Source organism: Variovorax sp. W2I14, assembly GCF_050435205.1.
GTDB classification, from domain to species: domain Bacteria; phylum Pseudomonadota; class Gammaproteobacteria; order Burkholderiales; family Burkholderiaceae_C; genus Variovorax; species Variovorax paradoxus_C.
On sequence record NZ_JBNDJX010000001.1, the window covers coordinates 3,682,235 to 3,703,970 of the forward strand.

Annotated in this window: 21 protein-coding genes and 1 tRNA gene; 11 read left to right on the forward strand and 11 right to left on the reverse strand. The window is 68.7% G+C overall.

The window, feature by feature from the left end; genetic code table 11:
• The first annotated feature begins 24 nt into the window (after positions 1-24).
• From QF040_RS17210 to QF040_RS17230, 5 genes are all read left to right on the forward strand, one after another.
• Positions 25-1,140: an acyl-CoA dehydrogenase family protein gene (locus tag QF040_RS17210; RefSeq protein WP_429612077.1), complete on the forward strand. Its 1,116-nt coding sequence runs from the start codon at positions 25-27 to the stop codon at positions 1,138-1,140.
• Positions 1,141-1,152: 12 nt separating this feature from the next.
• Positions 1,153-2,013: a phosphate/phosphite/phosphonate ABC transporter substrate-binding protein gene (locus QF040_RS17215; protein WP_429612078.1), complete on the forward strand. Its 861-nt coding sequence runs from the start codon at positions 1,153-1,155 to the stop codon at positions 2,011-2,013.
• The gene (locus tag QF040_RS17220) at positions 1,979-3,193 is read left to right on the forward strand and encodes a ferritin-like domain-containing protein (RefSeq protein ID WP_429612079.1); all 1,215 of its coding nucleotides are present in this window, start codon (positions 1,979-1,981) and stop codon (positions 3,191-3,193) included. Before QF040_RS17215 ends, QF040_RS17220 begins: the two co-directional genes overlap by 35 nt.
• Positions 3,194-3,209: 16 nt before the next feature.
• Complete coding sequence (selB, locus tag QF040_RS17225) at positions 3,210-5,105, forward strand: selenocysteine-specific translation elongation factor (protein WP_429612080.1); 1,896 nt, start codon at positions 3,210-3,212, stop codon at positions 5,103-5,105.
• An 11-nt stretch (positions 5,106-5,116) separates the two neighbouring features.
• A tRNA-Sec gene (locus QF040_RS17230) sits at positions 5,117-5,209 on the forward strand.
• 150 nt (positions 5,210-5,359) lie between these two features.
• Here the strand turns inward: QF040_RS17230 and selD are convergent.
• A complete protein-coding gene (gene selD / locus QF040_RS17235; RefSeq protein WP_429612081.1) occupies positions 5,360-6,439 on the reverse strand; it encodes a selenide, water dikinase SelD in 1,080 nt (359 codons plus the stop codon).
• Between the two features lie 110 nt (positions 6,440-6,549).
• Here selD and QF040_RS17240 point away from each other — a divergent pair, with 110 nt between their 5' ends.
• The 5 genes from QF040_RS17240 (at position 6,550) to mnmH (ending at position 11,124) form a co-directional block, all read left to right on the forward strand.
• Positions 6,550-7,404 carry a putative selenate ABC transporter substrate-binding protein gene (locus tag QF040_RS17240; protein WP_429612082.1) on the forward strand — a complete coding sequence of 285 codons (855 nt, stop codon included), beginning with the start codon at positions 6,550-6,552 and terminating at the stop codon, positions 7,402-7,404.
• Positions 7,405-7,585: 181 nt separating this feature from the next.
• Positions 7,586-8,398 (forward strand): phosphonate ABC transporter ATP-binding protein, encoded by an 813-nt coding sequence (locus tag QF040_RS17245; RefSeq protein ID WP_429612083.1) that lies wholly within the window; start codon positions 7,586-7,588, stop codon positions 8,396-8,398.
• Between the two features lie 32 nt (positions 8,399-8,430).
• Positions 8,431-9,222: a PhnE/PtxC family ABC transporter permease gene (locus QF040_RS17250; RefSeq protein ID WP_429614665.1), complete on the forward strand. Its 792-nt coding sequence runs from the start codon at positions 8,431-8,433 to the stop codon at positions 9,220-9,222.
• Complete coding sequence (gene phnE, locus QF040_RS17255; protein ID WP_429612084.1) at positions 9,219-10,016, forward strand: phosphonate ABC transporter, permease protein PhnE; 798 nt, start codon at positions 9,219-9,221, stop codon at positions 10,014-10,016. The genes QF040_RS17250 and phnE overlap by 4 nt, the downstream gene beginning before the upstream one ends.
• A gap of 37 nt (positions 10,017-10,053) precedes the next feature.
• Entirely contained in the window at positions 10,054-11,124 is a 1,071-nt protein-coding gene (gene mnmH / locus QF040_RS17260; protein WP_429612085.1) for a tRNA 2-selenouridine(34) synthase MnmH, read from the forward strand.
• Here mnmH and fdhD read toward each other — a convergent pair.
• The 6 genes from fdhD to modB form a co-directional block, all read right to left on the reverse strand.
• Positions 11,058-11,975 carry a formate dehydrogenase accessory sulfurtransferase FdhD gene (gene fdhD, locus QF040_RS17265; RefSeq protein ID WP_429612086.1) on the reverse strand — a complete coding sequence of 306 codons (918 nt, stop codon included), beginning with the start codon at positions 11,973-11,975 and terminating at the stop codon, positions 11,058-11,060. The two genes, mnmH and fdhD, sit on opposite strands and share 67 nt — an antisense overlap.
• 37 nt (positions 11,976-12,012) lie before the next feature.
• Positions 12,013-12,300, reverse strand: coding sequence for a hypothetical protein (locus tag QF040_RS17270; protein ID WP_429612087.1), 288 nt, complete (start codon positions 12,298-12,300; stop codon positions 12,013-12,015).
• Positions 12,297-14,648 (reverse strand): FdhF/YdeP family oxidoreductase, encoded by a 2,352-nt coding sequence (locus QF040_RS17275; protein WP_429612088.1) that lies wholly within the window; start codon positions 14,646-14,648, stop codon positions 12,297-12,299. The genes QF040_RS17270 and QF040_RS17275 overlap by 4 nt, the downstream gene beginning before the upstream one ends.
• 83 nt (positions 14,649-14,731) lie before the next feature.
• Positions 14,732-15,523, reverse strand: a complete 792-nt coding sequence (locus QF040_RS17280) for an ABC transporter ATP-binding protein (RefSeq protein ID WP_429612089.1) — start codon at positions 15,521-15,523, stop codon at positions 14,732-14,734.
• Complete coding sequence (gene modA / locus QF040_RS17285; protein ID WP_429612090.1) at positions 15,520-16,269, reverse strand: molybdate ABC transporter substrate-binding protein; 750 nt, start codon at positions 16,267-16,269, stop codon at positions 15,520-15,522. The genes QF040_RS17280 and modA overlap by 4 nt, the downstream gene beginning before the upstream one ends.
• A 32-nt stretch (positions 16,270-16,301) precedes the next feature.
• Positions 16,302-16,985 (reverse strand): molybdate ABC transporter permease subunit, encoded by a 684-nt coding sequence (gene modB / locus QF040_RS17290; protein WP_429612091.1) that lies wholly within the window; start codon positions 16,983-16,985, stop codon positions 16,302-16,304.
• Between the two features lie 176 nt (positions 16,986-17,161).
• Here modB and QF040_RS17295 point away from each other — a divergent pair, with 176 nt between their 5' ends.
• Positions 17,162-17,338 (forward strand): hypothetical protein, encoded by a 177-nt coding sequence (locus tag QF040_RS17295; RefSeq protein ID WP_429612092.1) that lies wholly within the window; start codon positions 17,162-17,164, stop codon positions 17,336-17,338.
• 13 nt (positions 17,339-17,351) lie between these two features.
• Here QF040_RS17295 and QF040_RS17300 read toward each other — a convergent pair whose 3' ends face one another.
• The 4 genes from QF040_RS17300 to apbC form a co-directional block, all read right to left on the reverse strand.
• A complete protein-coding gene (locus QF040_RS17300; RefSeq protein WP_013543111.1) occupies positions 17,352-17,699 on the reverse strand; it encodes a winged helix-turn-helix domain-containing protein in 348 nt (115 codons plus the stop codon).
• 133 nt (positions 17,700-17,832) lie between these two features.
• Positions 17,833-19,530 (reverse strand): OFA family MFS transporter, encoded by a 1,698-nt coding sequence (locus tag QF040_RS17305; RefSeq protein WP_429612093.1) that lies wholly within the window; start codon positions 19,528-19,530, stop codon positions 17,833-17,835.
• 141 nt (positions 19,531-19,671) lie between these two features.
• Positions 19,672-20,619 (reverse strand): LysR family transcriptional regulator, encoded by a 948-nt coding sequence (locus tag QF040_RS17310; RefSeq protein WP_429612094.1) that lies wholly within the window; start codon positions 20,617-20,619, stop codon positions 19,672-19,674.
• Positions 20,620-20,621: 2 nt separating this feature from the next.
• Positions 20,622-21,713, reverse strand: coding sequence for an iron-sulfur cluster carrier protein ApbC (gene apbC / locus QF040_RS17315; RefSeq protein ID WP_429612095.1), 1,092 nt, complete (start codon positions 21,711-21,713; stop codon positions 20,622-20,624).
• Positions 21,714-21,736: the final 23 nt, after the last annotated feature.

Genomic DNA, 21,736 nt, shown 5'->3' on the forward strand with positions numbered 1-21,736 from the left:
ACCCTCAACCCCTCAGGAAAAGCGATGAATCCCCTCGACGTGCTCGCCGGTATCGAAACGGAAACGCTGCAGCCCTTGGCGCTGCGCACCGACAGCGAGGCACGTTTTCCCCGAGAGACGATCCAGGCGTTGGGCAAGGCGGGGCTGCTCGGGCTGGTCTCGGCCACCTCGGTCGGCGGCCAGGGACTCGGCTTGAAAGAAGCGGCGCAGGTGGTCTCGCGCATCGCGCAGACCTGCCCTTCCACCGCGATGGTGGTGTGCATGCACTACTGCGCCACGGCCGTGCTGGAGCAGCAGGGTCCGGAGGCCGTGCGCAAGGCCATCGCCCAAGGCAAGCACCTGGGCACCCTCGCTTTTTCCGAAGCCGATTCGCGCAGCCACTTCTGGGCGCCCACCGGCACCGCGCGCGCGGATGGCGCGAACGTGGTGCTCGATGCGCGCAAGAGCTGGGTCACCTCGGCCTTCGAGGCCGACAGCTATGTGTGGTCGAGCAAGCCGCTCGCGGCCGAAGGCGCGAGCACGCTGTGGCTGGTCGATGCGAAGTCCGACGGCCTCACCCAGCCCGGCCGCTTCGACGGCCTGGGCCTGCGCGGCAACGCCTCCACACCGATCACCGCGACGAACGTTCGCATCGGTGCCGACGCGCGCCTGGGCGAAGACGGCAAGGGCTTCGACACGATGATGGGCGTGGTGCTGCCCTGGTTCTCCGTTCTCAGCGCCGCCTGCTCCGTCGGCCTCATGGAAGGCGCCTTGAGCCGCGCCATCGGTCATGTGAGCCAGACGAAGCATGTGCACCTCGATTCGTCGCTGGCCGACCTGCCCACGATCCGCGCTTATCTCGCACGCGGCCGCATCAAGACCGACATGGTGCAGACGCTGCTCGACGACACCGTGGCTGCCATCGGCGCGGGTCGTGCCGACACCATGCTGCGCGTGCTCGAAGTGAAAGCGGCGGCGGCAGAGACCGCGCTCGAAGTGACCGACATCGCCATGCGCGTGTGTGGCGGCGCGGCCTTCCGCAAGGAGGCCGGCATCGAGCGGCTGTTCCGCGATGCGCGTGCCTCGAGCGTGATGGCGCCCACCTCCGACGTGCTCTACGACTTCATCGGCAAGGCCATCACCGGCCTGCCATTGTTCTGAAGGATTCCCCCGATGTCCGAACCTACGTTGATCATGGGCGCGGTCGCCTACGCGCCCAAGGTCGTCACCATCTGGGAGGGCTTCAAGGCCTTCTTCGTGAAGAACGGCCTGCCCTTCGACTACGTGCTGTATTCGAACTACGAGCGCCAGGTCGAGGCGCAGTTCGACGGCACGCTGCATCTGGCATGGAACTCGCCGCTGGCCTGGGTGCGCGCCGACCGCATCGCGCGCAGCCGCGGCCAGCAGGTGCAGGCCGTGGCGATGCGCGACACCGACTGCGACCTGCGCTCGGCCATCGTCGTGCGCGCCGACAGCCCCGTGCAGACGCTGGCCGACCTGCGCGGCAAGACAGTCGGCATGGGCGCGCTCGATTCGCCGCAGGCCACGCTGATCCCGCTCGACCACCTGCGCAGCAAAGGCCTCGTGAAGCCGCGCGACTTCCTGCTGCGCTGCTTCGATGTGCTCGGCGGCAAGCACGGCGACCACATCGGCGGCGAGCGCGATGCGGCGCTGGCGCTGATGGCGGGCGAGATCGATGCCTGCTGCCTCATCGACGGCAACCACCTGGCCTTCGGCCTGGACGGCACGCTGCCTTCGGGCAGCACCCGCGTCATCGCGCGCACCGGTGCCTACGACCACTGCAACTTCACCACCAGCCCCGGCGCGCCCGCGGAGTTGATCGAGCGCTTCGTCTCGCTGCTGATGGCGATGCGCTGGGACGACCCACAGGTGCGGCCGCTGCTCGAACTCGAGGGCCTGCGCGAATGGCGCGCCGGCCGCACCAGCGGCTACGCGCTGCTGGAGCGCGCGGTGGACGACGAGAACTTCTACAGCCGCGATGGCGCCATCCTCAACCCCGACTATCGATATTGAGTCGCTGGGCCTCGACCAGGGCGCCCTGCTGCTCATTCGCCGCGCGCTGGCCGAACGGCCGGTGGGGGGCGAGCTGCAGGTGCGCGGGCGCTCGCCGGACTGGGAGATGCACCTGGAGGCCTGGTGCCGCAGCCAGGGGCATCCACTGCGCTTCGACACCGTGGAGGGACAGCCGCAAGCCCGCATCACGCGCGGCCCGCATGCCGAAGGCCGGTGGCGCGATGCGCAGGCGACGGGCACCGCGCTCGGCGACATCAACGGTGCGCCCGCCGACGATGCCGAAGCCGGCTGGGGCCTGGCCGCGCGCGGCGCCACCGTCGAGGCGGGCAGTCCGAACTTCTTCTTTGCATTGCACCGCCGCCACGAACTCTGGGCCGCGACGGCGGGCGAGCTCTACCGGCAGGCCGCGGCTGCCCAGTGGGACCCGGGCACCGCCATCGAATGGGACGCCGCGTTCGAACTGCCGCCCGCCATCGAAGCCGCCGTGGTGCAGGTGATGACGTACCTCATCGAGAACGAGAACGCCGCGCTGCTGGTGCCTGCGCGTCACCTCGGGCAGATCCACCCGCACTTTCGCGAAGTGCTGCAGCTGCTGGCGCTGCAGTGCGCCGACGAGGCGCGGCATGTCGAGGTGTTCACACGACGTGCCACGCTACGCGGCCACGAGCCGGCGCTCTCGACTGCTGGCGGGCAAGCATCGCTGCGCACGCTGTTCGATGCGCCGGATTTCTCGGTCGCCACCTTCCTGCTCGCCGTGCTGGGCGAGGGCAGCTTCGTGAACCTGCTGAACTTCCTGCAGGCGAACGCGCCCGACCCCGTGACGCGGCAGATCGCGCGGCTCACCGCGCGCGACGAGGCGCGGCATGTGGCCTTCGGCATGGCGCACCTGGAATACCGGCTCTCGGTGCAGCCCGACTACCAATCGAAGCTGCGCAACGCGATCGAAGTGCGCTACGACGCCCTTGCCAGCACCGCGGGGCTCAACGAGGAAGTGTTCGATGCAATCGTGCTGCTCGCGGCGGGCGAGCTGTCGCCAGGCGCCATCGCGCGCGGCCACGCGGCCGTGCAGCAACTGCAGCGCGACATGGCCGCGGGCCGGCGTGCACGCCTCGCGCGGCTGGGCTTCGAGCGCGACGAGGCGGAGCGGCTCTCCGCGCTGCACACGCGCAACTTCATGTGATGAGGCCGGCACCACGATGATCATCGGCACCGCAGGCCACATCGACCACGGCAAGACCACGCTGGTGCGCGCGCTCACCGGCGTCGACACCGACCGGCTGCCCGAGGAAAAGCGGCGCGGCATTTCCATCGAGCTGGGCTACGCGTACCTGCACGCGCCCGATGGCGTGTCGCTCGGCTTCGTCGACGTGCCCGGCCACGAGCGCCTGCTGCACACCATGCTGGCCGGCGCGACCGGTATCGACCATGCGCTGCTCGTGGTGGCAGCCGACGACGGCGTGATGCCGCAGACGCGCGAGCATCTCGCGGTGGTGGCGCTGCTCGGCGTGCGCGATGCGACAGTGGCGATCACGAAAGTAGATCGCGTCGATGCGGCGAGGATCGCTGAGGTACGGGCGGAAGTCGAGTCGCTGCTCGCGCCCACGCCGCTCGCGGGCGCGCCGATGCTCGCGGTGTCGGCCACCACCGGCGACGGCATCGACGCGCTGCGCGCGCGGCTGCTCGACGTCGCACGCGAGGAGCGTGCGCGCGAAGACGGCCTCGCCTTCCGCCTTGCCATCGACCGCGCCTTCACGCTCGCGGGCGTCGGCACCGTCGTGACCGGCACGGTCTTCAGCGGCACGGTGCGCATCGGCGACGAACTGCGGCTCGGGCCCGGTGAGCACACAGTGCGGGTGCGCGGCATTCACGCGCAGAACCAGCAGGCCGAAACGGCCCATGCGGGTCAACGCTGCGCGCTCGCACTGGCCGGTGTCACGAAGGACGAGGCGCACCGCGGCGACTGGGTCTGCACGCCGGCCATTGCGCTCGCGACCGACCGCATCGACGTGCTGCTCACGCTGTGGCCCGACGAGGCCAAGCCGCTGCGCTCGGGCTTCATCGTGCATGCGCACCTCGGCGCGAGCGACGTGATGGCTTCGGTCGCGCTGCTCGACCGCGATGCGCTCGCGCCGGGAGAAACGGCACTGGCCCAGCTGGTGTTGCGCGAGAAGGTCGGCGCATGGCATGGCGACCGCGGCGTGCTGCGCGATGCCTCGGCCACACGCACGGTGGCGGGCGTGCGCGTGCTCGATCCCTTCGCGCCGGTGCGCTACCGGCGCACGCCGGAGCGGCTGCGCACACTCGCGGCCTGGGCCATCGACGACCGTGCGCCGCGCGTGGCGGCGCTGCTGCACAACGCGCCGCTCGGTGTCGATGTCGCGCAGCTCGCGCGTGCGCTCTCGCTGGCGGACGAAGCTGCGCTGCCGTTGCCCGACGACGCGGTGCGCATCGTGCACACAGCCATCGCGCAGGAACACCTGGCTGCGCTGGAAACGCAGATCACCGAGCGCCTCGCGGAATTCCATCGCACGGCGCCCGATGAGGTCGGCCCTGACGCGCGCCGCCTCAAGCGCCTCGCCGCGCCGCGCACCGACGATGCGCTGTGGCGCCATGCGCTCGATGCGCTGGTCGCGCGCGGCGCGCTGATGCGCAGCGGCACCTGGCTGCACCTGCCCGACCATGCGGCGCGGCTCAACGAAGTGGAGCAGAAGCTCGCGCAGAAGCTGCTGCCCAAACTCGCCGACGGCGGCTTCGATCCGCCCTGGGTGCGCGACCTCGCCAAGGACAGCGGCGCGAGCGAGGCGATGGTGCGGCAGACGCTCGCAAGCCTTGCGCGACGCGGCGAGACCTTCCAGGTGGTGAAGGACTTGTACTATCCGCTGGCGACTGTCGAGCGGCTGGCTGCACTGGCACACGATTGCCTCGCGCAGCCCGAGGGTTTGCAGGCCGCGAGTTTTCGCGACGCGACGGGGCTGGGGCGCAAGCGGGCGATCCAGCTGCTGGAATTCTTCGATCGTGTGGGCTATACGCGGCGCGTGAAAGACACGCACCTGCTGCGGCCCGATACGTCGCTGTTCGGGGCGAACCCGTGAACAGCGCTTATGGGAGGGGATCGTCCCTGGTGGGGCGGCTGGGCTTCAAACCCAGTGGGTGGCGCCATGCGTCGCCGGGAAGGTTCGACTCCTTCCCCCTTCCGCCGTCGAGCGGGCATTCGCCTGCTGCGCGGTCCGATCTTGCACCTGCGATGCTCGACGTACTTATGTACGTCTGCGCTTCTCGGCACAAGCTCGAACCGCTCGCGACGGCGACTGCCCACTCGACGCGCCGGCGTGTGAACGCCCTCGATTCAGAACACGACGCGCAGCGCGGGCCTTCCGGCTTCGACACGGCCGATCACAGCCGCTTGCGCAAACCCTTCCTTGCGGAAGATCTCCAGCACCGCATCGACCGCTTCAGACGAGCAGCTCACGAGCAGGCCGCCCGATGTCTGCGGATCGCTCAACAGGTTCTGCGCGGTGGGCGGCAAGCCCGCGGCCAGCTCCACGTCGGTGCCGTAACCCGCCCAGTTGCGGCCCGAGGCGCCGGTGACGAAGCCTTCGGCGGCCATCGCGGCCACGTCGTCGAGCAACGGCACCTTCGACCACTCGACCACGGCGGAGAGCTTCGCGCCGCGCGCCAGTTCGAGCGTGTGGCCGGCGAGGCCGAAGCCGGTCACGTCGGTCAGCGCATGGACGCCTTCGAGCGCGGCCAGCGCGATGCCGGGCGTGTTGAGCTTGGTGGTGTTCTCGATCAGCTGCCGGTAGCCGGCTTCCGAGAGCTGTTCCTTCTTGAGCGCCGCCGACAGCACGCCCACGCCGAGCGGCTTGCCCAGCACCAGCACGTCGCCGGCCTTCGCATCGGCATTGCGGCGCACGCGGTCCGGATGCACCAGCCCCATCGCGACGAGACCATAGATGGGCTCGACCGAATCGATGGTGTGGCCACCCGCAATCGGGATGCCGGCCGCGCGGCACACGTCCTGCCCGCCGCGCACGATCTCGGCGATCACTTCGACCGGCAGCTGGTTGATCGGCATGGCCACGAGCGCCAGCGCCATGATCGGACGGCCGCCCATCGCGTACACGTCGCTGATGGCATTGGTGGCGGCGATGCGCCCGAACTCGTAGGGATCGTCCACGATGGGCATGAAGAAGTCGGTGGTCGCGATCAGCGCCTGCTGGTCGTTGAGCCTGTAGACTGCCGCGTCGTCGGCGGTCTCGATGCCCACCATGAGCTCGGGCGGGATCATTCCCCCCGCGTGGTTCTTGAGAATCTGCGACAGCACGCCGGGCGCGATCTTGCAGCCGCAGCCGCCGCCATGTGAGAAGCTGGTGAGCCGCAGCGGCGCCAGCGGGTTCAGGAGCTTGGAGGATGCGGCATCGGTCATGGCGGCTATCGGGTCGGATGAGACAAGCCGCGATTATCGAAGCCCCGCCCACGCCACGCCCGCCGCCGTCGATACACCCCTTTTTTCATCACCCTCACAGGCATCCTTTCATGAACACGCTCTCCCGGCTCGCGCTTGCGCTCACCGTCTCCCTCGCCAGCTTCGGCGCGCTTGCCCAGGGCGTGCTGCGCGTCTCGGCCATTCCCGACGAAGCGCCCACCGAGTTGCAGCGCAAGTTCACGCCGCTGGGCGACTACCTCAAGAAGGAAACCGGCATGGACGTGCAGTTCACGCCCGTGACCGACTACGCCGCCGTGGTCGAGGGCCTGGCGACGAACAAGATAGACATGGCCTGGCTGGGAGGATTCACCTTCGTGCAGGCGCGCATCCGCACCAACGGCGGCGCGGTGCCGATCGTTCAGCGCGCGGAAGACGAGGTGTTCACCAGCAAGTTCATCGTGCCGGTGGACAGCACCGCCAAGACCTTGGCCGACCTGAAGGGCAAGACCTTCGCGTTCGGCGCGCCCTCCTCCACCTCGGGCAGCCTGATGCCGCGCTACTTCCTGCTGCAGGCCGGCATCAACCCCGAGAAGGACTTTAAGACCGTCGCGTTCTCCGGCGCACACGACGCCACCGTGGCCTTCGTCGCCGCCTCGCGCGCCGAAGCAGGCGTGCTCAACGCGTCGGTGTGGGACAAGCTGGTCGAATCCAAGAACCCGAACGCCGCCAAGGTGCGCGTGCTCGCGACCACGCCGACCTACTACGACTACAACTGGACGGTGCGCCCGGGCATGGACCCGGCGCTGCAGAAGAAGCTGACGGATGCGTTCCTGAAGCTCGATCCGGCCAACCCGGCGCACAAGGAAATCATGGCGCTGCAGCGCGCGAGCAAGTTCATCCCGACGAAGTCGTCGAACTACGACGGCATCGAGACGGCGGGCAAGTCGGCTGGGCTGATCAAGTGACTTTGTTGGGCGTGGGGGGTTCGCCCTCACAAGTGACTTTGATGAGCAGGTGGGGGGCACCCTCACCCCAGCCCTCTCCCGTGGGCGGGAGAGGGAGCAATTCGGGGCCCGGGTGTTGGCCCCCTCTCCCGCTTGCGGGAGAGGGTTGGGGTGAGGGAACGGCACAGGAAAGTCCCGCAGCGTGAGCTTCTCCCTCGATGCCATCGGCGTAGTCCATCCCAACGGCCAGCGTGCGCTGGCCGGGGTGGCGCTGGCCGCGCGCGATGGCGAGCGCATCGCCGTCATCGGTCCTTCGGGCGCAGGCAAGACAACGCTGCTGCGCGTGCTCGGCGCCGCATTGCGGCCCGGCGAGGGCGAGGTGCAGACGCTCGGTGCGCGGCCCTGGCAACTGCCCGCCGGTGCGCTGAAGAAGCTGCGCGCCCGCATCGGCACCGTGCACCAGGCGCCGCCGATCGCGCCGCGGCTGCGCGTGGTCACCGCGGTGCTCGCGGGGCGGCTCGGCGAGTGGTCTGTACTGCGCGCGCTGGGTTCGCTCTTCCATCCTTCCGATATCGCGGGCGCGCACGAGGTGCTGTCGCGCCTCTCGCTCGAAGACCGCCTGTTCGATCGCTGCGACCGCCTCTCGGGCGGGCAGCTGCAGCGCGTGGGCATCGCACGCGTGCTGTACCAGCGGCCCGCCCTGCTGCTGGCCGACGAGCCCGTCTCCGCGCTCGACCCGACGCTGGCCGACGCCGCCATCGGCCAGCTCGTCGCGCAGAGCGAAGCCACAGGCGCCACGCTGGTCGCCTCGCTGCATGCGGTGGACCTCGCGCTGCGCTGGTTTCCCCGCGTCGTCGGCATGCGCAGCGGGCAGGTGATGTTCGACCTGCCGACCGCCGAGGTCACGCCCGCGATGCTCGATGCGCTCTATGCGAGCGAAGGCGGCGTGGCGGTGCAGCGTGCGCCGCAGCCCGTCGCTGCCGAGATGGCCTTCCAGCGGCCGGACTGCCCGTGAATACCACCGTCGCCCATCGCGATCCCCAGGCGATGCGACGGCTGGCCGGCTGGCTCGCCGCGCTCGTCATCGCCTGGCCGATGCTGGCGCTCTCGGAGTTCAAGCCGTGGGCGCTGTTCGGCAGCGGCAACCTCGCGGTGATCGGCGGATTTCTTGCGGGCTTCTTTCCGCCCGATGGCTCGCCCGCCTTCCTGGCGCTGCTCGCCAAGGCCACGCTGGAGACGCTGGCCATGGCCACGGCCGGCACCGCACTCGCGTTGCTGATCGGCGCGCCGCTCGCGTTCGTCACGACGCACGCCCTTTCCATCTCCCGCATCGGCCCGGGGCCAGGGCGCGTGCAGGCCGGCATCGTGCGGCAGGCGGCGCGCTGGCTGCTGATGGTGCTGCGCGCCATTCCGGAAATCGTCTGGGCACTGCTCTTCGTGCGCGCGCTCGGGCTCGGGCCTGCCGCTGGCGTGCTGGCGCTGGCGATCACCTACGGCGGCATGCTCGGCAAGGTCTACGCCGAAATTCTCGAATCGACCGACACGCGACCCGCGCGTGCGCTGCTCGAGAGCGGCAGCAGCCGGCTAGCGGCGCTCTGCTACGGCCTGCTGCCCCACACGGCGCAGGAGCTGGCCTCGTACACCGTCTACCGCTGGGAATGCGCGGTGCGCGCCTCGGTGGTGATGGGCTTCGTCGGCGCGGGCGGCCTCGGCCAGTTGATGGACCAGTCGATGAAGATGCTCAATGGCGGCGAGGCGAGCAGCATCCTGCTCGTGTTCCTCGTGCTCGTGCTGCTGGCCGATGTGATGAGCAACGCGCTGCGGAAGCTGCTCGCATGAAGAACCTCCCACCCCGCCCGCCTCCGTGCATTCGCTGCTGGTTCGCCGTGGGGCTGATCGCGGTGGCAGTGGTCGCAAGCTTCGTCTACCTCGGCATCGACTACCGCGCGCTCGGCTCGGCCGAATCGCTGCGGCTGATGGGCAAGTTCATCGCCGAGTTCTTCCCGCCCGATGTGTCGCCGGACTTTCTCGCGAAGGTCGGCAGCGGTGCGCTGCAGACGCTGGCGGTATCTGCCCTCGGGACGGTGCTGGCCGCCATCGCGGGCGCCGTGCTCGCGCTACCGGCGTCGGGACGCGCCGGCTGGCTGCCGCGGCATGTGGCGCGCTTCGTCCTCAACTTCTTGCGCAGCGTGCCCGAGCTGGTCTGGGCCGCGCTGATGGTGCTGGCCGCCGGCATCGGCCCGTTCGCAGGCGCGCTGGCTCTGTCGCTGCACACCACCGGCGTGCTCGGGCGCCTTTTTGCCGAGGCGCTGGAAAACGCCCCGCGCGAACCCAAGCACGCGCTCACGCTGTCCGGCGCCGGCCCGGTCGCCGCCTTCAGCTACGCGAGCCTGCCGATCGTGCTGCCGCAGTGGGTCGCCTACACGCTCTACCGCTGGGAGATGAACATCCGCATGGCCGCGGTGCTCGGCTTCGTAGGCGGCGGCGGGCTGGGACAGTTGCTGTACTTCCACCTGTCGATCTTTCAGCAGCAGCAGGCGATGACGGTGCTGATCGCGATGTTTGTTCTGGTCACGCTGGTGGACTTTGCGAGCGCTCGCTTGCGCAGAGGCTTAGGGCCGGCCTACGCCTGAGGCCTCCGGCGACAATCGGGGGCATGAGGTTCCTGCCATGAGTCATCGCCAGCCCGTGCGGGTCGGCGACCGCCACGCCTTCGACACGATCATCGACGCCCGCTCGCCGGCCGAGTTCGCGCTCGACCACATTCCCGGCGCCATCAACTGCCCGGTGCTCGACGACGAGGAGCGCCACATCGTGGGCACCGTCTACGTGCAGACCGGTGCCTTCGAGGCGCGGCGCATCGGCGGCGCGATGGTCGCGGCCAATATCGCGAAGCACCTGCGCGAGACGCTGGCCGACCGGCCCGAGAAGTGGAAGCCGCTGGTCTATTGCTGGCGCGGCGGCATGCGCAGTGGCTCGATGGTGACGTGGCTGCGGCTCGTCGGCTGGGACGCGCAGCAGCTCGCCGGCGGCTACAAGAGCTTTCGCCGCCATGTCATCACCCAGATCGATTCGCTGACGCCGCATCTCGACCTGCGCGTGATCTGCGGCGCCACCGGCAGTGCCAAGACGCGCGTGCTGCATGCGCTGGCCGAGCGCGGCGAGCAGGTGCTCGACCTCGAAGATTTCGCGAGCCACAAAGGCTCGCTGCTCGGTTCGCTGCCCGGCGTGCCGCAGCCTTCGCAAAAGCATTTCGAGACGCGCATCGCCACCGTGCTCGAAGCCATCGACCTGAAGCGCCCGCTGTACGTCGAAGGCGAGAGCATCCGCATCGGCCGGCTCTCGCTGCCGCTGTCGCTGGTGGCGCAGATGCGTGCGGCGCCCTGCATCGAAGTGGCGGCCACGCCCGAGGCCCGGCTCGATTACCTGCTGCGCGACTATGCCTACCTCGGCGACGACCGCGAGGCGCTCGCCGACAAGCTCGGCGTGCTCAAGGAAATGCAGGGCAAGGAGACAGTGACGCGGTGGCAGCAATGGGCGCACGAAGCGAACCTGCCGAAGCTCTTCGCCGAGCTGATGGCGCTGCATTACGACCCGCATTACCAGAAGTCGCAGGAGCTGCACTTCAAGGCCTGGGAGCGCCGCCGCAGCGTGGCGACGGCTGATCTCAGCGATCAGGGCATCGAGGCGGTGGCCGATGCGGTGCGCGCGTTCGAAGGCGGCGGCAGCCCGTCGGCATAGAGCACGCCGCGCGGCGCTCGGCACAGTCCCCAGAAGCGCAGGCCGCTGAGCTCGGCCATGCGCACGCCCATGGCAGTGGGCGCCGAGATGGTCGCCATCGCCGCGATGCCGAGGCGCCCGCACTTGCGCACGAGCTCGTGGCTGCCGCGGCTGGACATCAGCACGAAACCCGGCTCTTCGAGACGCCCTGCCCGCGCGAGCCGGCCGAGCAGCTTGTCGAGCGCGTTGTGCCGGCCCACGTCTTCCATCACGTCGGTGAGTTCGCCGTCCACCGTGGCCCAGCCCGCGGCATGGATGGCGCCAGCTTCGGCATTCAGCACCTGGCGCGCGGGCAGCGCGGCGAAGGCGCGCAGCACGGTGGCGAGGTCGACGCGTTCGATCCAGGCGCGCGGCGGCACGGGCTGCGGCGTGATGTCGAGGCCCGCGAAACTTTCGACGCCGCACACGCCGCAGCCCGTGCGGCCGGCGAGGCTGCGGCGGCGGCCCTTCAGGCGCTCGAAGCTGCGGGTGGAAATATCGAGCTGCACTTCGATGCCGGGCATGCCTTCGGGAAGGCCGGCCGAAATCGCATCGATGGTCTTCACCTCGATGCCGCGGCAATCGGCGGCGCTGTCGAGGATGCCTTCGCTCAGCGCGAAGCCGAGCGCGAAGTCTTCGAGGTCGAGCGGCGTGGCCATCATCACCGCGTGCGAGACGCCGTTGAAGACCAGCGCGACCGGCACCTCGGCCGCCAGCGTGTCATCGCGCAATGCGCCTTCGGGCCCCATGCCGCGTTCGCCGAACACATGCACGGCGTGTCGTGAAAGCGATGGCAGGGTGTCTTCGGAATCGGCGAGGTCTGGCTGGGACATGGTGGCGGTGGCTCCGGGTCGGCCGGCCATTGTCCGCTCAGCCGCCGGTTTCGTCAGCCGGGGGCAGCGTTTGAACCTGCGCGCGGCCGGGGGCTTCGAGGTGCGCGACCCAGCGGTCGTCGTGCTGCTCCACGCGCACCCAGCCGGGGCCGCGCACGCCGCCGATGGCGGCATCGCCCATCAGCGTGAGCCGGCGCATCAAGACGCTCGCGCCCTGGCCCAGCCGTTTGCCAAGGCGCGGCAGCGAGACGCCGCTGCCCGCCGGTTCCTGCGCGAGCATGCGCAGGATGGCCACGGAAAGACTGTCTTCCAGCAGCGCACTCATGCAGCCACCACTCCGCCTGCTTCGTCCTCCGACAGCTTCTGGATCGGCAGTTCATGCGGCACCAGCACCACCGGAATGGACTTGGACGTGGGCGTCCCCGCGTTCTCGGCCACCGCCGACAGCGGCACCAGCGGATTGGTTTCGGGGTAGTAGGCCGCGATGTTCCCGCGCGGGATGTCGTAAGCCACCAGCTTGAAGCGATCGGCGCGGCGTTCCTGGCCGTCGTTCCACACGGTCTGCAGGTCGACCCAGTCGCCGTCCTTCATTCCGAGCGCGCGTATGTCTTCGGCATTGATGAAGACCACGCGGCGCTGGCCGAACACGCCGCGGTAGCGGTCGTCCATGCCGTAGATGGTGGTGTTGTACTGGTCGTGCGAACGCGTGGTGAAGAGCGTGAAGACCTGCGTGTCGCGGATGCGTGCGCGCGCCCGGTGCGAAGGCGTGTCGCGCGGCACGGCGTGCGTGAAGAACACGGCCTTCTTCGATTCGGTGGCCCACACGCGTTCGCTCGCGGTGTTGCGAAGACGAAAACCGCCGGGCTTGGCGACGCGTGCGTTGAAATCCTTGAAGTCGTCGAACACCGCTTCGATCTTGTCGCGGATGCGCGCGTAGTCCTCGACGAGCCAGAGCCACGGCGTCTTGCTGCGCGCGCCGATGGTCGCGGCCGCGAGCCGCGCCACGATCGCCGGCTCCGACAGCAGATGCTCCGACGCGGGCGGGTTGATGCCCATCGAGATGTGCACCATGCTCATCGAATCTTCCACCGTCACGCCCTGCGGGCCGGCGGCCTGCATGTCGATCTCGGTGCGGCCCAGGCACGGCAGGATCAGCGCCTCGCGCCCGTGCACGATGTGGCTGCGGTTGAGCTTGGTGGTCACGTGCACCGTGAGGTCGCACTGCCGCAGGCCCTTCCAGGTCTGGTAGGTGTCGGGCGTTGCGGCCGCGAAGTTGCCGCCGAGCGCGAAGAACACGCGGCCCTTGCCGTCGAGCATCGCCTGGATCGCCTCGACCGTATCGAGCCCGTTCTGGCGCGGCGGCTCGAAGCCGAACACCTGCTGCAGCCGGTCGAGCAGCGCCACCGGCGGCTTCTCCCAGATGCCCATGGTGCGGTCGCCTTGCACATTGCTGTGGCCGCGCACCGGGCAGGCGCCCGCGCCTTCGCGGCCCATGTGGCCGCACAGCATGAGCCAGTTGACGATCATCTGGATCGTCGCCACCGAGTGCTGGTGCTGCGTGATGCCCATGCCCCAGCAGGCGATGACCTTCTTCGCACCGAGGTACACCTCGGCCGCGGCGCGCAGCTGTTCCTGCGTGAGGCCCGACTCCTGCACCAGCACGTCCCACGACTCGGCGCGCAGGTCGTCGGCGAGCGATTCGAAGCCGGTGGTGTGCGTGGCGATGAAGGCGTGGTCGAGCACCGAGGCTTCGCCGCGCGCGACGAGCGCGTCTTCGCGCTCGATGACGTGCTTCATCATCCCCTTGACCGCCGCGAAGTCGCCGCCCACGCGCAGCTGGAAGTAGTGCGTGCTGATGGGCGTGGAGCCCATGGTGGCCATCTCCAGCTTGTCCTGCGGGTCGGCAAAGCGCTCCAGCCCGCGCTCGCGCAACGGGTTAAAGCTCACGATGCGCGCGCCGCGCTTGGACGCCGCGCGCAGCTCGCCGAGCATGCGCGGATGGTTGGTGCCGGGGTTCTGGCCGAAGATGAAGATGGCGTCGGCCTTCTCGAAATCCTCGAGCGTGACCGTGCCCTTGCCCACGCCGATCTGCGGACGCATGCCGCTGCCGCTCGGCTCATGGCACATGTTCGAGCAGTCGGGGAAATTGTTGGTGCCGTACTCGCGCACGAAGAGCTGGTACAGGAACGCGGCCTCGTTGCTCGCGCGGCCCGAGGTGTAGAAGATGGCTTGGTTCGGATCGGGCAGCGCGTTGAGGTGGCGCGCGATCAATGCGAAGGCATCGTCCCAATCGATGGGCACGTACTTGTCGCTCGCCGCGTCGTAGGCCATCGGGTGCGTGAGGCGGCCCTGGTCTTCAAGCCAGAAGTCGCTCTGTTCGGCCAACTGGGCCACGGTGTGCTTGGCGAACAGCTCGGGGCCGGCGCGGCGCGCAGTGGCCTCGGCGGCCACGGCCTTCACGCCGTTCTCGCAGAACTCGAAGGTCGAGGCGTGGTTGCGGTCGGGCCATGCGCAGCCGGGGCAGTCGAAGCCGTCGGGCTGATTGGCCGAGAGCAGCGTCTTGGCGCCCTTGAGGGGAATGTCCTGCCGCAGCAGCGCGTTCGTCACGCTGCGAAGTGCGCCCCAGCCGCCCGCGGGGCCCTTGTAAAACTCGATCTTCTGCTCACTGCTCATGCGGGCGAGTGTTCGCCGCGGGCATGAGGAGCGTCAAATTGAATCGGGACATGCGGCGATTCAAAAAGGAAATGAAAGCAGCCCTATGTATCCCGGGTGTCCTGCGTCAGCAGACCACGCAGCTTGCTGCGCAGCGGCGTCTCTTCGACCACCGGCACGCCCGCCACCTCGCGCAGCGCGATGTCCCGGCTCTCGGCGGTGTGCAGGTCGATTTCGCGCACCACCTGGCCGTCCTTGTAGACGAAGGCGACGTCAGCGAGCGCGAGCACGTCCTCGATGTCGTGCGTGATCATCAGCACCGGAATGCCCCACTGGCGACGCACCTGCGCGAGTTCGTTGCGCAGTTCGCTGCGCAGCATCGGGTTGAGGGCGGCGAAGGGCTCGTCGAGCAGCAGCACCTGCGGCTGGCAGGCCAACGCGCGCGCGAGCGCCACGCGCTGCTGCTGGCCGCCGGAGAGCTTCTGCGGCCGACTGTCGGCCAGCGCCGCGAGGCCGAAGCCTTCGAGCAGGGCCTGCACCGTCTCCGCCTCCTTCGGCGGCAAGCGGCGGCGGCGCCACGAGGTGAGGCCGAAGGACACGTTCTGGCGCACCGTGAGGTGCGGGAACAGCGCGTAGTTCTGGAACAGATAGCCGATACGCCGCTCAGGTGCGGGCACATCGATGCGCTGCGCCGAGTCGTAGAGCGTGCGGCCATCCAGCCGCACATGGCCCGACGAAGGATGCAGCAGCCCCGCGATGGCCTGCAGCGTGAGCGACTTGCCCGCGCCCGACGGGCCATAGAGCGCGGCAAATGGAACGTCGGTCTGAAAGCGCGCGGCCAGGTCGAAGCGGCGCGCCCCGTCCTCGACCGTGAGCTTCAGATCGACGTCGATCATGGCTTGCCGAATCCGTAGCGGGTCAGCACCTCCTGCGCAGCATCGCTCGCGAGGAACTTGAGGAAGTCGCCGGCCAGCGCCTTCTGCCTGCTCTCGGCCACCACCGCGATCGGATACGTGACGGGGCTGCTGCCCGAGGGCGAGAGCACGATCTTCACCTTGTCGCCCGCCACGGCCGCATCGGTGCGGTAGACAAAACCGGCCTCGACCTCTCCGCGGCTCACGTAGTCGAGCACCTGGCGCACGCTGTCGGCCTGCACGAACTTCGGCTCGAGCGCGGTCCAGAGATTGGCGCCGTCGAGCACCTGCTTGGTGTAGCGGCCGACGGGCACGGTGGCGGTCTTGCCGACGGCGATCTTCTTCACGCTGGCGCCGGCGAGGTCCTGCACCGACTTGACGCCCGCGCCGTCTTTCGCGGGCTCGATCAGCACGAGGCTGTTGCTCACGAAATTCTTGCGGGTGGCGGTGTCGATGAGCTTCTGCTCGGCGCCGCGGTTCATGGTTTCCTGGTCGGCGCTCGCGAACACATCGACCGGCGCGCCCTGCCCGATCTGCTGCAGCAGCACGCCCGAAGCGGCGAAGTTGAAGCGCACCGTGGCACCGGGCCTGGCGGCCTCGAACTTGGGACCAATTTCCTTGAACGCATCGGTCAGGCTCGCGGCCGCGGACACGGTGATCTGCTGCGCGGCGGCGGCCAGCGGCAGGGCCAGTGCAAGCACGACGGGCAAGAGACGGAACGGACGCATGGGCAACTCCTGGGAATGACGGAAGAGCGAAATCAGCGAAGAGAAAAAAACCGGTTAGACAGCACGAGCACGACGATCGACAGCACCGAGGTCACGATCACCAGCAGCAGCGCGAGGTCGTCGTGCCCGGCCTGCACCGCGTCGTAGATGGCCATCGAGAGCGTCTGGGTCTGCTTGGGGATCGAGCCCGCCACCATCAGCGAAGCGCCGAACTCGCCCATCGCCCGCGCGAACGCGAGCAGCGTGCCGGCCAGGATGCCGGGCCAGGCGAGCGGCAGTGTCACGCGCAGGAACACCGAGAACGGCGACTGGCGCAACGTGCTGGCCGCGGCTTCGAGCGAGCGGTCGACGTTCTCGAAGGCGGCGCTCGCCGACTTGAGCACCAGCGGCAGCGCGACCACGGCCGAGGCCACCACGGCGCCGTGCCAACTGAAGATGATGGTGTAGTCGAGGTGCTCGCGCAGCCACGCGCCCAGCGGGCTGCGGCGACCGGCCGCGACCAGGATCGCGTAGCCGATCACCGTGGGCGGCAGCACCAGCGGCAGCATGAAAACGGCTTCCAGCACGCTGCGGCCGAAGAAGCGCTTGCGCGCGAACACCCAGCCCAGCGCCACGCCCACGACGAGCGCGAGCACCGTCGCCACCGCCGCGACCTTGAGCGACAGGACCAGGGGCGACCAGTCGGTCGAGGCGATGAGTGAGCTCGTCGTGTTCATTTGAATACGGCGGGATTGTTGCACGACGGGCGAATTCGCTCTTGCAGGAGGTGCGCAAAATGCCCGGCCTCCATATACTGGCCGACATAGCGTTGCCCCGTCCGCAAAGTTCCATGCGCCCACCCGTCCACGACACCGTCGTCCGATCGATCTCCGGCAGGCCGGAGCTTCGCCATGTGACACAGGTGCAGGAGTGGCGCATCGAGCGGACCCTCGATTCCGACAGCCTCGTGATTTCCATCGTCGCTCCCGGCGGCGAGAGCCAGTCGTTCCTGGTGGCGCAGGCCGATGCGCATGACATCGGCGAGGTCCTGCGCCGCAGGGCGGCGTGGGCAGAGCCCGGCGAGCGTTAACGCGTGTGCCGGGCTACGGCGCCAGCAGCCGCGTCAGCGCGCGAATGTCGGCAGACGTGGCCAGCTTCGCGGCGTTCTCGATGGCACGGTAGTGCTTGACGATTTCTTCGCCCACCGGCGTGAGCGCCGTGCCGCCGCCGCGCGAGCCGCCGGCTGCGGTATTCACCGCGGGCGAGACCAGGGCCTTGTTCATCTCGTCGACCAGCATCCAGGCCCGGCGGTACGACATGCCGAGCAAACGGGCCGCCGCGGAAATCGAACCCGTCTCGGCCACGGCCTCGAGCACCGCGATCTTGCCGGGGCCGATGGCGATGGCGTCGTCCCTGTAGACGCGCAGACGGAACTGGACTTTGGATTTCATCTTGGCGCGAAGGGTAAACCATCCGCGGCCACCGGCGTTATGTCGCGCCGGAAACGGCGATGCGGCCGGCGGGGGTGAACCCGGCCGGCCGCATCGTCATCGAAACGCCGTGCGTCTGCGACTCGGTAGAAGCTCAGTGGAAGAACTTCGCCGCGCTGCCCAGCGTCTTGTAGACGCCCCAGGCGAGCGGAATGCCCACTGCAGCCCAGGCCAGCACCACGACCGCCGGGCTCACCGTGTCGGCGCGGCCCGAGCCGCTGCCCACTTCGGCGGCCGAGGCCTTTTCGTGCGCGAGCTTCTTCTCGACGGCCAGCTCGGCCTCGGTCATGAAGTGCTTGTCGGCCACCGGCCGCACCAAGAGGTTGGCGATGAAGCCGATCGCCAGCATGCCCACGAGGATGTACATGGTCTGGTTGTAGACCTGCTCGCGCGGGAGGCCGAGGCCCAGCTGGTATTCGCGCATGTAGTTCACCACCACCGGGCCGAGGATGCCGGCCGTGGCCCACGCGGTGAGCAGGCGGCCATGGATGGCGCCCACGAACTGCGTGCCGAACAGGTCGGCCAGATAGGCCGGCACCGTGGCGAAGCCGCCGCCGTACATCGACACGATGATGCAGCACGCACCCACGAACAGGAGCTTGCTGCCCGCGCCCGCCGACGACGGAATGCTCGCGTACAGGATCGCGCCGAGCACGAAGAACACCGTGTAGGTGAGCTTTCGGCCGAGCTTGTCCGACAAGCTGGCCCATACGAAGCGCCCGCCGATGTTGAACAGGGACAGCAGCGCGGTGAAGCCGCCGGCCACCACGGCAATCGCCGCGAGCTGCGCCTTGTCGAGCCCGCCGAATTTCTGCGACACACCGATCAGCGCGCCGCCGAACACTTCCTGCAGCATCGGCGAGGAGATGCCGATCACGCCGATGCCGGCGCTCACGTTCATGCACAGCACCAGCCACACGAGCCAGAACTGCGGAATGCCCCAGACCTTTTTCACGTGCACATGGCGCTGCGTGATCATGGCGTTGCTGGTCTGCGCCGGGGGCGGCGTCCAGCCTTCGGGCTTCCAGCCCGAGGGCGGCACGCGGTAGCCGAGCGCGCCGGCCATCATGAAGACGAAGTAGCCCAGCGCCATCACGACGAAGGTCTGCATCACGCCGACGTCGGTGGCCGTGGAGAAGCGCTTCATCAGGTCGACCGCCAGTGGCGAACCGATCATCGCGCCGCCGCCGAAGCCCATGATCGCCATGCCGGTGGCCATGCCGCGGCGATCGGGGAACCACTTGATCAGCGTGCTCACCGGCGAGATGTAGCCGAGGCCAAGGCCGATGCCGCCGATCACGCCCGAGCCGAGGATCATCAGCCAGAACTGGTGCAGGTGAATGCCCAGCGCCGAGAGCAGCATGCCGCCGCACCAGCACACGGCCGACACCACGCCGGCCTTGCGCGGACCCGCGCGTTCGAGCCAGCCGCCCCACAGGGCCGCCGAGCAGCCGAGGAAGACGAAGAACAGCGTGTACATCCAGCCGAGCGTGGCCACGCGCCAGTCGCAGTTCGTGGCGAAGAGCTCGGCGAAGAAGCTCATCTCCTTCGCGCAGGCCTGCGCGCCAGTGCCAGCGGTGCCCAGCGCCTTCGACAGAGGCAGCCAGAACACCGAGAAGCCATAGGCCATGCCGATGCACAGGTGAATGGCCAGGGCGGCCGGAGGAACCAGCCAGCGGTTGAAACCGCGGCCCGCAATGATGCGTTCTTTATCGAGGAAGCCGGGCTGCGCTTGCACCCCTTCTCCAGCCAGGCGTTCTCCATCGAGAACGCCCGCAGTTGAGCCTGCCATATTTCTCCTAATTGACCGGACGAGTAACTTTTGTGTTGGATCCGGGCCGCGGAGTGTGTCCGAACGTTTTACACGCCGTCAAATTCGATCGGCGCATGGGCCGATTCAATAATTAAATGCCCGGCTCCGGGGGCTGGCCGCTCAATCGCTGCCGAGCGTCCCGCTGTGCAGGCGCACCTGCTCGGCCCATTCGGGCGTCTGCAGGAAGGCCAGTGCCGCATCGAGCGCGCGCGAAGCGCGCACGCCGTCCTGCGTCATGAAGCCGATGGGCGTGCGCACCTCGGGCGCCACCAGCGGCAATGCCTCGAGTTCGCGGTGCGTGCGCACGGCCGCGACCATCGCACCCGGCAGCACGCTGCTGACGGTGCCCGCGCTCACGGCGAGGGTGAGCGTGAGCACCGAGTTGGTCTCGATGGCCGGCGACACCGGCACGCCGGCCTCGCGCAGGGACTGGTCCATGATCGCCCGGTTGTGCATGTCGGTGGTGAGCAGGCACAGCGGCAGCTTGCCGGCCTCGGCCCAGGTGATGGGCTGGCCGATGCGCAATTCGTCTGCCGAAGGCGTCTCGGCGCGCCGCAGCAGGAAGTAGTGCTCGATGCTTTGCGGCCAGGCCTTGAGCTTGATGCCCGGCATGTGCATGCGCTCGGTGTAGCCGAGGGCGAGGTCGATCGAGAGGCTCTCCAGGCCGGTCTCCAACTCTTGCGAACTCATGGACAGCACGGCGGGCAGGATGCCCGGGTGGCGCTGGTGCAGCATGGCCGCGAAGCGCGAGAGGATCGGGATGGCGGTGGGCACCGCGGCCATGCGCAGCCGGCCGTGGGGGTTGTCCACGTCGCTGCGCAGTTCCTGCAGCAGCACCTCGTTGTCGCGCAGCATGCGCTGCGCCGTGGCCAGCACGCGCTCGCCCTCGTGCGTGAGGCCGACGTAGACGCGGGCGCGCTTGACGATGACGACGCCGAATTCGGTTTCCAGCGCGCGCAGCGCATTCGACAACGCGGGCTGGGTGATGTGGCAGGCCTGGGCGGCGCGGCCGAAATGCTTGTGCTCGCTCAGCGCGACCAGATATCGCATCGAAGCGAGCAGGTTCATCTTCAGGTGTTCTTGCTGATCGAGATGGTGGGGAATTTCGACGAGAAATCCTTCGCCTTCTCCGAGATGCCCACGGCCACCTGGCGCGCGACCGCCTTGTAGATGCCGGCCACTTCGCCTTCGGGGTCGGCCACCACCGTGGGGGCACCACTGTCGGCCTGCAGGCGGATCTTGATGTCCAGTGGCAGCGCACCGAGGTATTCCATCTGGTACTCGGCCGCCATCTTCTTGCCGCCCTCGCTGCCGAAGATGTGTTCGGCATGGCCGCAGTTCGAGCAGATGTGCACCGCCATGTTTTCGACGATGCCCAGGATCGGCACGCCGACCTTCTCGAACATCTTGATGCCCTTCTTGGCATCGAGCAGCGCGATGTCCTGCGGCGTGGTGACGATCACCGCGCCGGTCATCGGCACGCGCTGGCTCAGCGTGAGCTGGATGTCGCCGGTGCCGGGGGGCATGTCGACGATCAGGTAGTCGAGGTCTTTCCAGTTGGTCTGGCGCAGGAGCTGCTCCAGCGCTTGCGTGGCCATCGGGCCGCGCCAGATCATGGCCTGGTCCTGGTCGACCAGGAAGCCGATGGACATCACCTGCACGCCGTGGCGCTGCATGGGTTCCATGGTCTTGCCGTCGGCGCTGTCGGGGCGGCCTTCGATACCCATCATCATGGGCTGGCTGGGGCCGTAGATGTCGGCGTCCAGCAGGCCGACGCTCGCGCCTTCCGCGGCCAGTGCGAGCGCCAGGTTGGCGGCCGTGGTGCTCTTGCCCACGCCGCCCTTGCCCGAGGCCACGGCAATGATGTTCTTGACGTTGGGCATCAGCTGCACGCCGCGCTGCACCGCGTGGCTGATGACCTTGGTGACGATGTTGACCGACACGTTCTCCACGCCCGGCACGGTCTTGGCGGCCGCCACCAGCGCCTTGCGGATCGCCGCGTGCTGGCTCTTGGCGGGGTAGCCGAGTTCGAGGTCGAACGACACGTCGCCGTCGGCAATCTGCAGGTTCTTGAGCGAGCGGGTCGCCGCGAATTCTTTGTGGGTGTTGGGGTCCGTGACGCTCTTGAGGGCGCCCATGATCGCGTCTTGGGTGATGGCCATTGATCAAACTCCTGAATGGCGGG

What these genes read in the sequence shown, in the direction of transcription:
- mnmH (WP_429612085.1), top strand. Translation starts at nt 10,054, where the DNA reads ATGAGTCATCGCCAGCCCGTGCGGGTCGGCGACCGCCACGCCTTCGAC.
- fdhD (WP_429612086.1), bottom strand. Translation starts at nt 11,975, where the DNA reads ATGTCCCAGCCAGACCTCGCCGATTCCGAAGACACCCTGCCATCGCTT.
- selB (WP_429612080.1), top strand. Translation starts at nt 3,210, where the DNA reads ATGATCATCGGCACCGCAGGCCACATCGACCACGGCAAGACCACGCTG.
- QF040_RS17220 (WP_429612079.1), top strand. Translation starts at nt 1,979, where the DNA reads ATGGCGCCATCCTCAACCCCGACTATCGATATTGAGTCGCTGGGCCTC.
- phnE (WP_429612084.1), top strand. Translation starts at nt 9,219, where the DNA reads ATGAAGAACCTCCCACCCCGCCCGCCTCCGTGCATTCGCTGCTGGTTC.
- selD (WP_429612081.1), bottom strand. Translation starts at nt 6,439, where the DNA reads ATGACCGATGCCGCATCCTCCAAGCTCCTGAACCCGCTGGCGCCGCTG.
- modB (WP_429612091.1), bottom strand. Translation starts at nt 16,985, where the DNA reads ATGAACACGACGAGCTCACTCATCGCCTCGACCGACTGGTCGCCCCTG.
- apbC (WP_429612095.1), bottom strand. Translation starts at nt 21,713, where the DNA reads ATGGCCATCACCCAAGACGCGATCATGGGCGCCCTCAAGAGCGTCACG.
- QF040_RS17275 (WP_429612088.1), bottom strand. Translation starts at nt 14,648, where the DNA reads ATGAGCAGTGAGCAGAAGATCGAGTTTTACAAGGGCCCCGCGGGCGGC.
- QF040_RS17210 (WP_429612077.1), top strand. Translation starts at nt 25, where the DNA reads ATGAATCCCCTCGACGTGCTCGCCGGTATCGAAACGGAAACGCTGCAG.
- QF040_RS17240 (WP_429612082.1), top strand. Translation starts at nt 6,550, where the DNA reads ATGAACACGCTCTCCCGGCTCGCGCTTGCGCTCACCGTCTCCCTCGCC.
- QF040_RS17310 (WP_429612094.1), bottom strand. Translation starts at nt 20,619, where the DNA reads ATGAACCTGCTCGCTTCGATGCGATATCTGGTCGCGCTGAGCGAGCAC.
- QF040_RS17280 (WP_429612089.1), bottom strand. Translation starts at nt 15,523, where the DNA reads ATGATCGACGTCGATCTGAAGCTCACGGTCGAGGACGGGGCGCGCCGC.
- QF040_RS17270 (WP_429612087.1), bottom strand. Translation starts at nt 12,300, where the DNA reads ATGAGTGCGCTGCTGGAAGACAGTCTTTCCGTGGCCATCCTGCGCATG.
- QF040_RS17215 (WP_429612078.1), top strand. Translation starts at nt 1,153, where the DNA reads ATGTCCGAACCTACGTTGATCATGGGCGCGGTCGCCTACGCGCCCAAG.
- QF040_RS17305 (WP_429612093.1), bottom strand. Translation starts at nt 19,530, where the DNA reads ATGGCAGGCTCAACTGCGGGCGTTCTCGATGGAGAACGCCTGGCTGGA.
- QF040_RS17250 (WP_429614665.1), top strand. Translation starts at nt 8,431, where the DNA reads ATGCGACGGCTGGCCGGCTGGCTCGCCGCGCTCGTCATCGCCTGGCCG.
- modA (WP_429612090.1), bottom strand. Translation starts at nt 16,269, where the DNA reads ATGCGTCCGTTCCGTCTCTTGCCCGTCGTGCTTGCACTGGCCCTGCCG.
- QF040_RS17300 (WP_013543111.1), bottom strand. Translation starts at nt 17,699, where the DNA reads ATGAAATCCAAAGTCCAGTTCCGTCTGCGCGTCTACAGGGACGACGCC.